Consider the following 14,177-nt stretch of genomic DNA (forward strand, 5'->3'; position numbering starts at 1 on the left):
CAAACCCCGACTGTGACATTGCATCTAACAACATGACTTCTGCTTCCGATTCGACTCCCACCCCTCAACTCTCTCCCCTGAAACGGGCGCTTTTGGCGATCGAAACCCTACAAGAAAAAGTCAAAACCCTCGAATCTTCCCAATCCGAACCGATCGCCATTATCGGGATGGGCTGTCGGTTTCCCGGCGACGCCAACAGCCCCGAAGCCTTTTGGGAACTGTTGAAACAGGGAAAAGACACCGTGCGATCGATTCCCGAGACGCGCTGGAGAGGCGATCGCGACTACGACGAAACCGGCGATCGCCCCGGTAAAAGTTACACCCGAAAGGGTCATTTCCTCGATCGCGTGGACGAGTTCGACGCCCCCTTTTTCGATCTCTCGCCGCGAGAAGTCACCTCGATGGACCCCCAACAGCGACTCCTGTTAGAAGTGGCGTGGGAATCCTTAGAACGCGCCGGAATTCCCGCTACCGACTTAGCCGGAAGCAATACAGGCGTCTTTGTCGGGATTAACTCCGCCGATTACGGACAGTTACACGCCGATTCCCAAAGCCTCGAGACTCTCAACGCCTACGTTTTTACCGGAAATACCGCCAGCGTCGCGGCGGGACGATTAGCCCATTGGTTCGGCTTTCGCGGCCCCACCTTAGCCGTCGATACCGCCTGTTCCTCGTCTCTCGTCGCCCTGCATTTAGCCTGTCAGAACCTGCGATCGCGCGAGTGTAGAACCGCCCTCGCGGGAGGGGTAAATTTGATGCTGTCGCCTCGGGGGTACGTCATTCTCTCGCAAATGCGCGCCCTGTCTCCAGACGGACGCTGTAAGCCGTTTGACGCCTCTGCTAACGGGTACGGACGGGGGGAAGGCTGCGGCGTGGTGGTTCTCAAACGCCTTTCCGATGCGATCGCCGATGGGAACGAAATTCTAGCGGTAGTGCGCGGAACGGCCATCGATCACGACGGACGCAGTAGCGGTTTGACGGTTCCCAACGGCCTCGCGCAACAGGAACTCTTTCAAACCACGTTAACCCGTGCGGGTGTCAACCCCCAACAGGTCAGTTATCTAGAAGTTCACGGAACGGGAACCGCCCTCGGCGATCCCATTGAAGCCGAAGCGATCGCCCAAGTCTTCGCCCGCGATCGCGATCCCTCCAACCCCCTCGCCCTCGGTTCGGTGAAAACCAACATCGGTCATTTGGAAGCGGCGGCGGGAATTGCTGGGGTCATCAAAGTGGTGTTGGCCATGCAACATCGCGAGATTCCGCCCCACTTACACCTAAAACAGTTTAACCCGGCGCTGAACTGGCCGAATCCGGCTTTAACCGTTCCCACCCAACGGACGCCGTGGAAGGTTCCCGAAAGTCAGTCTCGGATTGCGGGGGTGAGTTCTTTCGGGATGAGCGGTACCAACGCCCATGTCATTTTAGAAGAAGCGCCGGTTTCCGTCGCGCCGTCTCCCCATTCTCCCGATCGCCCCCTGCATTTGTTGGCGTTTTCGGCGAAATCGACTGCGGCGTTAAGCGAACTCGCCCAGCAATGGCGACAGGTTCAGGGCGATACCCCATCCCTCGCTGATGTCTGTTTTAGCGCCAATACCGGACGCTGTCATTTTCCCCACCGAGGGGCGATCGTCGCCAGTTCCATCGAGGACTTGCGGCGACAACTGGCGGAGTTTACCGTTAGCGAAAAAACGGGCGATCGCGCCAAACGCCAAACTTCTGTCAAAACGGCGTTTCTCTTTACCGGACAGGGATCGCAAACCCTCCACATGGGGCGACAACTGTACGAAACCAGTCCCCGATTTCGGGAGATTCTCGATCGCTGTAACGAAATTCTACGTCCCTATCTCGAACATCCGTTACTGACGGTGTTGTATCCCAGCAATGCGTCGGTTGAGGCGATGTCGCAGATCGATCGCACCGCTTACACGCAACCGGCGTTGTTCGCCATTGAATACGCGATCGCCCAACTGTGGAAGTCTTGGGGCGTCGAACCGGACGTGGTGATGGGTCACAGTTTGGGGGAATACGTCGCCGCTTGCGTGGCGGGGGTTTTCAGCTTGGAAACGGGGTTAGTGTTTGTCGCCGAACGCGCCCGCTTGATGGAACAGTTACCCGAAGATGGGGCGATGGCGGCGGTTTTGGCGGAAGCGTCAGTGGTGGAAGCGGCGATTTCTCCCTTCGACGCGGTGACGGTGGCGGCGTTCAACAGTCCCCGAAATACGGTGATTTCCGGCCCGAAAGCCGATGTGGAAAAGGTCATAAAAAATCTAACTCAGCAGGAGATTCGTGCGGTTCCGCTTCAGGTATCTCGCGCCTTCCACTCCCCCGCCATCGATGGAATTTTAGAGGCGTTTCGTCAAGTCGCCAGTCAAATCGAATATCGATCGCCCGAAATTCCCGTGATATCGAACCTGACGGGAACTGTCGCCGACGCCGAACGACTCGGTCGAGCGGACTATTGGTGTCAGCATTTGCGCCAACCGGTGCGTTTTACTCAGGGAACGCAAACGTTAGAAAAGTTAGGTTGTCGGGCGGCGATCGAAGTGGGGCCGCATCCGGTGTTATTGGGGTTGGCGCGTCAGTGTGTGGCGGATTCCGAAACCTCTCCTCTCTGGCTGCCCTCCTTGCGACGGGGACAACCGGATTGGTCGGTGTTGTTGGAGAGTTTGAAAACGTTATATTTGTCAGGAAAAGCGATCGACTGGCAAGGATTCGATCGCGACTATCCTCGCCGCCGCGTCTCGCTTCCCACGTATCCTTTCCAGCGCAAACGCTATTGGATCGATGTCAAACCGGATATTTCAGAGGTTGAGACTTCGCCGCCAAGTCTCTATGCGTCGCAGTGGAAACGGTTAGAAAAACGAGAAATTAAGGCTTTCTCGGGAGATTGGCTAATTCTCGGCGATCGCCATACCGGATTAGGCGATCGCCTGGCGACTCGCTTAACGTCCCTCGGCGCAACCTGTCATCTGCGCTACGCCGACACTTCCAGCAGTGCGAACGCCCTTTCTCCCGAGGATACCGAAGCCTTTGATACGTTAGCGCGATCGCGGTCTTGGTCGGGTATCGTCTATTTGTGGGGATTGGACGACACCGGAACGCCGCCGCCAACTCCGCAACCCGATGTGACTTGCAACTATCCCAGTTGTGCGGGACTGTTCCATCTCGCCAAAGCGATCGCTCAGGATTCAGTGTCCGCAACGGGTCGGCTTTGGGTGGTCACGCAAGCCGCGCAACCGGTGGAATCCGGCGAAAATCCCACCTCGACAGTACAGAGTTTGCTGTGGGGATTGGGTCGAACCCTCGCCCTCGAACACCCGCAGCGGTGGGGTGGTTTACTCGATATTCCCGCCCAGTTCGACGAGGATATGGTCGAGGCGATCGCAGCCGAAATTGGGGCGATCGATCCCGAAGATCGCGTCGCCTTGCGTTCCAACCGGCGATACGGACAACGATTGCAACCTTGGAAACCCAAATCTGAGAAAACCGCGTTGAATCCCGAGGGAACCTATCTCATTACCGGGGCGTTTGGCGGGTTGGGACTCGAGTTAGCGAAATGGCTGGTCGATCGCGGCGTGCAGCATTTGGCCCTGTTGGGACGGCGATCGCCTTCTCCCCAAGCGGAATCTCAATTACAGAAATTGGAGGCGCGAGGGGTGTGCATCCATCGCCGACAAGCAGACGTTGCGATCGACGCCGATATAGCTTCCGTCTTCGCCAGCTTGAAAAACACCGCACCCCCCATTAAAGGCGTCTTCCATCTGGCGGGAGTCCTAGACGACGGCGTCCTCCTCCAACAACGCTGGAACCGCTTTGAAAAAGTCTTGCAACCCAAAGTTGCGGGGGCTTGGAACCTCCACCGTCATACAGAATCCCTCGATCTCGACGCCTTTGTCGTGTTCTCCTCCGCCGCCTCGATTTTAGGGTCTCCCGGTCAAGGGAACTACGCCGCCGCCAACGCCTTTCTCGACGGTCTCGTCAGCCTCCGTCGCAGCCGAGGACTCGCCGGACTCAGCGTGCAGTGGGGCCCCTGGGCGGAATCGGGAATGGCGGCGAAGTTGGACGATCGCAGCCAGCAGCGGTGGAAACAGGCGGGGGTGGAACTGTTAACCCTCGAACGAGGATTCGCATTGCTCGATCGCGTGGGAATTTGCGATCGCGAGAGTCCCCACCATATCGGCGCGTTACCCATCGATTGGTCGCGATTTGCCGCGCAACTGCCCGATCCGGGGCGATATCGGTTACTCGAATCCCTCGTCTCTTCCCCCGTCGAAGCCGTATCTTCAACTTGGCGCGACGGTTGGGACAGTCTGTCCCCAGTGCAACGCTACCATCGCATTTTTGAGGGTTTACAAAAAGAGATTTGTGTGGTAGTAGGAGCCGACGCCACGGAAACCCTCGATCCTCATACGGGATTCTTCGAGTTGGGATTGGATTCGCTGATGGCGTTGGAGTTGAAAAATCGCCTGCAAACTCGCTTTGACTTGGTGTTGTCGTCCACGTTGACCTTTGACTGTCCCAATCCCAAAACCCTAGCGGACTATCTCCTCAGTCAACTGTCCCCGTCAGAAGGCGATCGCCCCGTCGAACCGCCGGAAACTCCCGAAAACGCCGTGCGAGATCTCTCTGAAAACGAGCTTTTAGCCCTGATCGATCGCGAATTTTCCACCTGGGTCACACAGAAGTAACCCCAACCGCTGAAAACCTCCGAAATCACGATGACTGACTTTCCCCAAAACTCGACCCAAACCTTATCCCCCCTACAACGCGCCGCTTTGACAGTGCAGGAAATGCGAACCCGCATCGACCAACTCGAGCGATCGCACACCGAACCCATCGCCATCGTCGGGATGGGATGTCGGTTCCCCGGCGGCGTCACCGATCCCGAGTCGTTTTGGAACCTGTTATCTCAGGGAAAAAACGCCGTCGGCGAAATCCCCGAACGCCGCCGCCAACTGTTGGGGCGATCGCAACCTGGCTATCCGCAGCGGGGCGGTTTTCTCGATCGTATCGACGAATTCGACCCGGACTTTTTCGGAATCAGCCCTCGAGAAGCGGCGACGATGGATCCGCAACAGCGGTTACTCTTAGAAGTCAGTTGGGAAACCTTGGAAAATGCGGGAATCGCGCCGTCTCGGTTGATGGACAGTCAGACGGGAGTATTCCTCGGCATCAGTTTAAACGAATTTCTGAAATCTTCCCTCTTTGGCGACGAAGCGGGTATCGATATCTATAGTGCCACGGGGAACGCCTTAAGTATCGCCGCCGGACGCATCGCCCACTGGCTGGGAGTTCGCGGCCCCGCCTTAGCTGTCGATACCGCCTGTTCTTCCTCTCTCGTCGCCGTTCATCTCGCGTGTCAGAGTTTGCGCTTGGGAGAATGTCGCTTGGGCGTCGCGGGGGGAATTTATTTGATGATGGCCCCGCAAACCACCTTGGCGATGGCGAAACTGAACGCCTTGTCTCCTGATGGGTATTGCAAAACCTTCGACGCTTCAGCAGACGGGTACGGACGCGGGGAAGGCTGCGGCGCGATCGCCCTCAAACGGTTGAGCGACGCGCAATCCGACGGCGATCGCATTTTAGCGGTGATTCGTGGTTCGGCGGTGAATCACGACGGACGCAGTAGTGGTTTGACGGTTCCTAACGGAACGGCGCAACAGGCGGTGGTGCGATCGGCGTTGCAAAATGCTCGCGTCGATCCCCAAGATATTCAATATATTGAAGCGCACGGTACGGGAACCCCTCTCGGCGACCCGATCGAAGTGCGATCGCTCAGTGCGGTTCTCGGGGAAAATCGCCAACAACCCTTCACGATCGGTTCGGTGAAAACCAATATCGGACATTTGGAAGCCGCTGCGGGAATCGCCGGATCGATAAAAGTGGTGTTGGCGATGCAACGGGGGGAAATTCCGCAACACTTGCATTTCCAGCAACTCAACGATCGCATCGATCGCACTCACATCACCGTTCCCACCGAACGCACCCCTTGGATCGCGAACCGCGATGGAACTCGTCTGGCGGGAATTAGCGCCTTTGGCTTCAGCGGAACCAACGCCCACGTCATCCTCGAATCCGCCCCAGCCCCCTCAAAATCTCCGAAACCCGCGCGATCGCCCCAACTTCTCTGTTTGTCGGCGAAATCCCAACGCGCCCTCCAGCAACGGGTAACCGATTTAGCTGAGTACCTGCGCGATCGCCCCGAGTTGGAACTGGCGGAGATTTGCGTGACGGAAAACGCCGGGCGATCGCACTTTTCCCATCGTCTCGCGTTCCGGGTTTCCACGCGATCGCAACTTCAGCAGTGTTTAGAAACGCCGTCAGACGCCATTTCCGACACCACCGCTACGCCACCGCTGAAAATTGGGTTCTACTTTCCCCCCGTCAGCGATCGCGCGATCGATATCGATCCTTCACTTTACGAGAGCGCCCCAGCCTTCAAAGCGGCGATCGAAGCCTGTGCGGACTGTCTCGATGCTGACACGGCGGCGTTGTTGTTGTCGGTTTGTCAGGAACGAAAACCGGAGAATTTCCCGGTGGCGATCGCCGTTTCTCGTCAAGTCGCCTTAACCCAACTGTGGCGATCGTGGGGAATCGAACCGATGGTGACGGTAGGCGATGGAATCGGCGCACAGGTAGCAGCTTGGGCGTCGGGACAGTTGAATTTAGTGGAATTGTTCGCGCAACTCCCCGAAACTCTCGACAAACCGGGAATTTCAGAATCGGCGATCGCATCGTTGCAACAAGCCGATTGCGACAGTGCGATCGCCCTGGGAACCTGCGAAACCTCTACCTCAAACCTTCTTTGGCTGCCCTCTCTCGACTCTCAACGCACCGATTGGGAAGTTCTGTTAGACAGTTTACGCCTACTGTACCTGCGAGGCGTCGATGTTTGCTGGCACGCCGTCGAAGCGGGACAACAGCGTCAGGCGATCGCGCTACCGACCTATCCTTTCCAACGCCAATCTTACGACCTTCCGAATCCCTCTCCGACTGCACCGCTGCCACCTTCGGACAGTTTACTCGGTCGTCGTCTGTCCTCTCCCCTGTCTGCCATTCAATTTGAAGCGAACTGGCATCTCGATCGCCTTCCCTTGGTGCGCGATCATCAGTTACAGGGTCAACCCATCGCCAATTTAGCAGTGTATTTGGAGATGTTGCAAGCCGGGGCGATCGCCACCTGGAATCGTCCAGTTCGTCGCTGGAACGGGTTGCGGGTTCCCCATCCCTTATCGTTTTCCTCCGATCGCTGCCATCGGGTGCAGTTGATTTTAACCCCTCAACCGGGCGATCGCGCAGAATTTCAAATTTTCAGCCAACCGCCTCAAGCGTCGGAGTCTGCACCGTGGGTTCCACACCTGGCGGGAGAAGCTCAATTTACCCTTTCGCCGGAGTTTTCTCAAGTTTCCGATCTTAAAATCGACGCCTTAAAACAGCAATTCAGCGATTGCTGGGATGGCGAAACCTTCTATCAACAAATGCGATCGCACGGAGCCGATCTCGGCGCAAGTTGCCAAGTCTTAAACACTGTCTGGCGCAAAGACGGGGAAGCCCTGGGACAGTTGACACAGCCAAAATCAACCCTAGCGTCAGAGTACCATTTACCGCTGCAAGCCCTCGACGCCTGTTTCCAAGTTTTCGCCGCCTGCGTTCCGCCGCATCTTTCAGATACCTACATCATCCTGAGTTTGCAACAGTTAGAACTCGACGAACTCGACCCACAAAATCCACCGAAATACGCCTATACCAAAATTCAAACCCCAGTAGAAGACTGGCAAAATCGCGATCGCACGGCGACGCTTTCGGCGGACGTAATGCTGTTAACCGAAAATGGAAAACCCGTGGTGAAAGCCACAGAACTCCAATTGCGACGTTTGAACGCGACGGCGACAAAATTGCGATCGAACCTCAGTTCTTCTTCGACTTCCGAAAACCTCCAACATCGCGCGATCGCCGTTCCCAATGTATCGCAACTTTCAGAACTCTCCGAATCCGAACAACTCGAGAGTATCGAAGGGTATTTAATCGCCATCCTCGCCAAGTTATTGAGGCTACCGGAAGACAAGCTCAACCGAGATTATCACCTCGCTGAACTCGTCGATTCTCTCATCGCCTTTGAACTTCAGAGTCAAATAGAAAAGGACTTTCAAATTCGTTTACCCATCGAAAACTTTTTAGGGCGATCGACTATCGCACAACTGGCAAATACGCTGTTAGAACAACAAACGCTAACGTCGTTAGTGCTTCAAACTCAATCGTCCTCAGAATCTGAAGAAATGGAGAGTTTGATTTTGTAATTTTGAGGAGCGATCGCGTTTTTCTAAAACACTAATGTTGAAAACACAAAAACCCATGAAAATCGAAACCCCTTGGATTCCCCAGTTCAATTCCAACAACGCCGACGAACTTCGGCTGTTTTGCTTTCCCTACGCCGGAGGTGGAACCCTAAGCTTTCGAGGCTGGCGCGATCGCTTTCCATCAAATATTGGCGTTTATCCCATCGAACTCCCCGGTCGAGGATTTCGCTTACAAGAACCGTTATTAACAAATATTTCCTCAATTGTCGAGGCGATCGCACCCGTAATTTATCCCTATCTCGACAAACCCTTTGCCTTTTTCGGTCATAGCATGGGGGCGCTGATTGCGTTTGAACTGACCCGTTTACTCCGAAAAAACTATCGAATAAAACCCCTTCGATTGTGCGTTTCGGGACGATGTGCGCCTCAAACACCGCCCATCGTTCCCCCAATCCATCAGTTACCCGAACCAGAATTTATCGAAGCCCTTCGCCGCCTCAACGGTACGCCAAACGAGGTATTTCAAAATCCCGAACTTTTGGCACTCGTATTACCCATTTTACGCGCCGATTTTTCAGTCGTTGAAACCTACTCTTATCGATCCGAAGATCCCCTATCTTGTCCGATTTCTGTGTTTGGCGGACTGAACGATCCCGAAACGACGATCGATTTTCTAGAAGCTTGGAAAATCCAGACCAACCATCAAACTTCTTTCTATCTGCTTTCCGGCGATCACTTTTTCATTCACTCAAAATTCGACGAATTTAGTAGCTATCTTTGCCAGGATTTAAAAAATTCTGCGAAGATCGATGGGTGTATCTCTATTTCATAGAATTACCTCTCTTTTTCTAAGAAAAAGGCATCAAAATAAAAGAGCCTTTTGTGCTAAAAAATGAGAAGGAATATCGATCGAGAAACTCTCATCGAGAGCTGCGCGATAGGGGTGCACTTCAATTTGATGCCGAAAATTTCTCAACTGGCTACAACAAATTGACTCGTTTTTACCGATTTAACTGTTGTTGAAGCCACCGTTCTGCATCGGTCGAATTGCCAAAAATTTGACCGGGACAACCAAATAAAACGCCGAGCGCCTTTGGAGCCATTTGCTGCTGTTTTTCCGACATTTTCGACAAGTCGCCCACCACTGCCAACCCCATACAATACCGCGCGATGTTCGCTTTATTTTCCTTCGCCCAACGCACGACCAAATTATGAGACTGTTTCGCCATTTCGCGGTCTTCTACTTCTTCTGAATTTCCTCGAAATAACATTAAGCCAAAAGGATTTTCTCGAGCCAACCAATCGGTAAAGCAAGCGAGATAGGTTTCTGTATCTTCGAGCGTGGCAACTTCTGTAAATTTCACAGAAACCATAGGATAGTTTGTTTCGTCAATTTCAACCATTTTAGATTCTCCTTGAAAACATCATCATTTTTTTTAACTTTTTAGGCAAGCCATTTATGCAAAATTCATACTCTATTTTTTGTCGGTAAGCTAGGTTTTAAGATGTTTTCACCACAGAGGCACAGAGGACACAGAGAGGGGCTTGTCCGGTTGGGTAAAATCAGTGTTTGATACTCTATTTTTTGTCGATAAGCTAGGTTTTAAGATGTTTTCACCACAGAGACACAGAGGACACAGAGAGGGGCTTGTTCGGTTGGGTAAAATCAGTGTTTTAGATTCGGATTTCGTATCAAACCTCAAAAGGGTGCATCTCATTTTTGTAAAAATATGAGTTTGAGGTAGTAGCTAAATCGAGGACTCAAACTTGCCTTCGATCGATTTACATGGTTGAGATGCACCTTAAAAAATCGAGAATTTCGGCTCATCAAAAACGGATTCCGTATCAACCCATCGTTTCTCGACCGACTCCTACACGATCGCCCTCAAAAATAGCGAGCGATCGATAAACAAAACCAATGCAGCCGATTAAAATGGCAGCACTTATTAAAAATACGCTGCGATAGCCGATCGCACCCGCGATCGAACCACTCAACGCTGCCGATAAAATGCTGCACAAAGGAATCACAGATGTTTGTAACGTATAGTCCGTTGCCGCCATATCTCGACGACTGTTATCCATCATGATAGTAAACGTCGTGGTTCCCGTGATTCCCATCGCAAAAAATGAAAGACTGACGATCCCGTACAAAATCGGCGGTTGCGTCCAACCCAACGTCGGTAAAACTTGCGTCAAAATCCCCACCGTCGTTAAACTCAACGCCACGAGAAACGATCGCTTGCGTCCGATTTTCGACACTAGAGATCCCGCCACTAACGACCCGAATATGGTCATCGTCATTCCGAAAACTCCCAGCAGCCAGCCAATCTCTTCTAACGACCAACCAATATCGACGAGTAACGGACGAAACATCGTCGCCGAGAGGTTATATCCCGCCGTCATCAGTGCCAAAATTGCCAGCCAACTTTTAATCCCCGGACGCTGACAGGTTTCGATGAAAATTTTGACGTAGGCGATCGCACTTCGCAGCCAAAATTTTGGATGCAGGCTAAATTTATGCTGAGTTCGACGCGATTTGAGTTCTACAGGTTCGCGATAAAACAACAGAGGAACTAACGCCGCGATCGTAATCGCCGCTAAAGACAACAAACTCGATCGCCATCCCCAACGGTTCAGTAAAATCAACATTCCACCGCCACCGATCGTCCGTCCGATCGCACCGCCAATTCCCTGTACGGCATTCCCCGCACCCCGTTCTTCAGGATTTAATAACCTCACCGCCAGCGCGTCTGTGGCAATATCTTGACTGCCACTCCCGATAGCGATAAGTAACAATCCCACTAACAGCAATGGCAAATTTTCCTCGACACTGAGAAAACCACAAAAAACGGTGACACCAGCGACCCAAAGTTGAAAACAGATAATCCAAAATCGGTAATGTCCCCATCGCGTAAAGCCGTAGGCATCGATGAACGGCGACCATAGAAACTTCAGCGAAATCGGCAGTAGAATCGCCGGTAACAACCCGATCGCTTCTAACGACATTCCCTTTTGTCGCAGCAAAATCGGTAACGCTTGATAAAGAAACCAAAACGGGACGAACTGCGAGAGGTACAAACTCCCCAACAATCCAAATTTCTTCAGGCGGGGTCTCAAGTGCATTAAAAACCTTTAAAACTCGAACGACAGCGAAAACAGAACGGTAAACGGTTCTCCCACTTCAATATTGCGAAAGCGGTTGATGGGAGCGCCTTGGATATACTCGACATCGAAGATGTTTTTAAGGTTGACGGCAACGCTCCAGGTTTCCTGTTCGTAATAGATCGCCGCATTCGTCAACAGATAATCGTCGAGCTGAAAACTGTTGTTGAGATCCCCTTCTCGTTCGCCAACGTAGTTAATCCCAAAGCCAAACCCCAACCCTTCAAAATCGCCGCTGGGAATCGTGTATTTCGTCCACAAACTGGCACTATGTTCGGGAATGCCAATCAATCGGTTCCCCGTGGAAATCACCGTATCTTCGGTGACTTCGGCATCGATGTAAGAATAGGAGGCGATAATTTCCCATCCCGGTAAAATTTCTCCGCCGAGGTCGAATTCAAATCCTTGGCTGTTTTGCTCTCCCGTGGCAATAAAAGCGTCGAACAGCGTCTGTGCGTTGGGGTCGGGGTTGGCGATATTTTCCTTGGTGATATTGAAATACGCCAGGTTGACAAACATCCGTCCGTCGAGGAATTCGGTTTTCACCCCAACTTCAAACCCTTCCCCTTCTTCGGGTTCGAGAAAATCGCCGTCTTCAGTGGTGGCGGAGTTCGGCGTAAACGATCGCGAATAACTCCCGTACAGCGAAAGCTCTGGAATCGGCTGGTACACTAACCCCACACGCGGCGTCCAAGCGTCGTCTTGTCGGGATTCTCGGCTACCGGGGACTCTGGCCGGGCCGCGAAACGTCTCGCCAGTGGTCAGGGTTTGTTCGACGGAATCGAAACGCACCCCCGCCAGCAACATTAACTCGTCGGTCACGGAAATGCGATCTTGCAGGTAAACGCCGAAGCGATTGGTTCGGACGAATTCGTTGAGAACGGGAAGCAGTTGAGAGCTGTCTCGGGGAAAGGCTTCGTAAACGGGATCGAAAATATTCAGCGGCAGCGGTGCGCTAAAGTTACCTTCAGTGAGGCGATCGGTGCTGTTGCTGCTGAAGTCGAACCCCACGAGCAGTTCGTGTTCGACGGGCCCCGTCTCGAACTCGCCGACAGCGTTGGTTTGTACGGCGACGCTTTCTCTGAAGTTATCGACCTCTGCGTCTAAACGGGTGAGAATCCCCGTACTTTCGTTAAAGGCGAAGGGATTTGCGACTCGAGCGTCTACAGACTGACGCGCGTATCGCAGTGCGTTGCGAATTTCCCAACTATCGCTAAACTCGTGGTTGAAGGTATATCCGAGGATGAGGGTATCTTGTTCTCTGGAGTCGTTGGGTTCGTTGGCGATGCGATCGCGGGGAATGTCGATAATCCCGTCTCCAAACGCCAGAGTTCCCGTATCGTAAGGTCGCTCGTCGTTTAAATATTCTAGTTCTAGGGTCAGTTCGGTGCGATCGCCAATATCCCAGGCGAGAACGGGAGCCACAAAAAACCGCTCGAAGTTCTGGTCGAACTCTCGAAAACCGTTATCGGTTTGATAGAGTGCGTTGAGCCGATAGCGGAGGCTTCGGTCGGTCGTCAGCGGCCCCGATACATCGATACTCGGTCGAAACAGACCTCGGGTTCCCCCTTGCAGTTCGAGTTGGTAAAAGGGGTCTTCTAACGGTTGTTTGGTCACGAGGTTAACGACGCCGCCAGGGTTGAGGTCGCCGTAAAGGATCGACGCCGGGCCTCTGAGGATCTCGATTTGTTCGAGGTTGGCGGTTTCTGAAAGTACCGCCAAACCGCCGCGCAGGGTACTATCGGAAGCCGATAAGTTAAAGCCATCTCGTAACACGTTAGCCCCGTCGAACCCCCGGATGGAAAAGCGAAACCCACTTCCTTCAACGGTGTTGGCGACGACACCGCTGACGTTACGAACGGCTTCGTCGAGGTCGATCGCCTGTTGGTCTTCGATAACTTCTCGCGGCACTACCTGAATCGACTGGGGAACGTCGAGCAAGCGAGCGTCGGTACGCGTGGCGGTACTGGCTTCGGGGACGAAATACTCGCTCTCTTCGAGCTGTTCTCCAACCACCACGATTCGCAAGGCGTCGCCGCCAACGTCTGGAGAGTCGCTTGGGGTGGTTTCGTCTTCTTCTGCGATCGCCGGAGGTTCTGTCGTATCGGCGGTATCCGAGACGCGAACGCTCAGGATGACAGTTCCGGCTGCACCATCGACGACGTTAACGCTCGGAGCCACTTCGCCGCCGACGACGGTAATGCGAACGCTGTTGGCTTCTTGCGATCGCACCGTCACGGATTCGATCCCCGGAGCCGGATCGACCTGCTCGAAACTGGCACCTTCTACCAGTTGGCTGTCGATCGCCTCTGCAATCCAAGTATTGCCGTCGCGGGAGGTCACCAGTTGCGGGGTACGACCGTCCCGCGTTTCGAGAATAATTTCGATGCCGCCTTCGACGGCTTGGAGCTGGACTCGCTCGATTTGCGTCAGCGTTGCCTGAGCCTGAACCGGCTGAGCGACGATGGCGCTAGAGACGCTGAAACTGGCTGCCCATACACTCCTCCACCATAGGTCTGTCATGTTTGAATATCCTACCGTTCCACAATTAACAGAAATTAATCTCAATTACTATAGGCGGTATTAGGATTTATATGCAATAAGTAGGAGCAATTTTCCCAAAGTTCGGACTCGAACGCAAACACCTCCAGCCTTTGAGGGCAAGGATAAATCTCGACTCGAGAGCAGTACGGGTCGCCTCAAAAATATCTCTATATT

General features: G+C 53.4%; 6 protein-coding genes. 3 read left to right on the plus strand and 3 right to left on the minus strand.

Annotation, left to right across the window (positions count from 1 at the left end; genetic code table 11):
- Positions 1 to 32: 32 nt before the first annotated feature.
- Genes POG22_RS07830 through POG22_RS07840 form a run of 3 tightly spaced genes read left to right on the plus strand, consistent with a single transcriptional unit; the run spans position 33 to position 9,129 of the window.
- Complete coding sequence (locus POG22_RS07830) at positions 33 to 4,688, plus strand: type I polyketide synthase (RefSeq protein WP_498904581.1); 4,656 nt, start codon at positions 33 to 35, stop codon at positions 4,686 to 4,688.
- A gap of 30 nt (positions 4,689 to 4,718) precedes the next feature.
- A complete protein-coding gene (locus POG22_RS07835; protein WP_498904583.1) occupies positions 4,719 to 8,297 on the plus strand; it encodes a type I polyketide synthase in 3,579 nt (1,192 codons plus the stop codon).
- A gap of 55 nt (positions 8,298 to 8,352) precedes the next feature.
- Positions 8,353 to 9,129: a thioesterase II family protein gene (locus tag POG22_RS07840; protein ID WP_498904584.1), complete on the plus strand. Its 777-nt coding sequence runs from the start codon at positions 8,353 to 8,355 to the stop codon at positions 9,127 to 9,129.
- A gap of 169 nt (positions 9,130 to 9,298) precedes the next feature.
- Here the strand turns inward: POG22_RS07840 and POG22_RS07845 are convergent, their stop codons facing one another.
- The 3 genes from POG22_RS07845 to POG22_RS07855 form a co-directional block, all read right to left on the minus strand.
- Positions 9,299 to 9,700 carry a hypothetical protein gene (locus POG22_RS07845; protein ID WP_150128284.1) on the minus strand — a complete coding sequence of 134 codons (402 nt, stop codon included), beginning with the start codon at positions 9,698 to 9,700 and terminating at the stop codon, positions 9,299 to 9,301.
- 442 nt (positions 9,701 to 10,142) lie between these two features.
- Positions 10,143 to 11,420, minus strand: a complete 1,278-nt coding sequence (locus POG22_RS07850; protein WP_063719738.1) for an MFS transporter — start codon at positions 11,418 to 11,420, stop codon at positions 10,143 to 10,145.
- Positions 11,421 to 11,429: 9 nt separating this feature from the next.
- Positions 11,430 to 13,982, minus strand: a complete 2,553-nt coding sequence (locus tag POG22_RS07855; RefSeq protein ID WP_498904586.1) for a TonB-dependent siderophore receptor — start codon at positions 13,980 to 13,982, stop codon at positions 11,430 to 11,432.
- Positions 13,983 to 14,177 lie beyond the last annotated feature (195 nt).

The sequence above is a fragment of the Geitlerinema sp. CS-897 genome (assembly GCF_028368005.1).
GTDB lineage: Bacteria > Cyanobacteriota > Cyanobacteriia > Cyanobacteriales > Geitlerinemataceae > Baaleninema > Baaleninema simplex.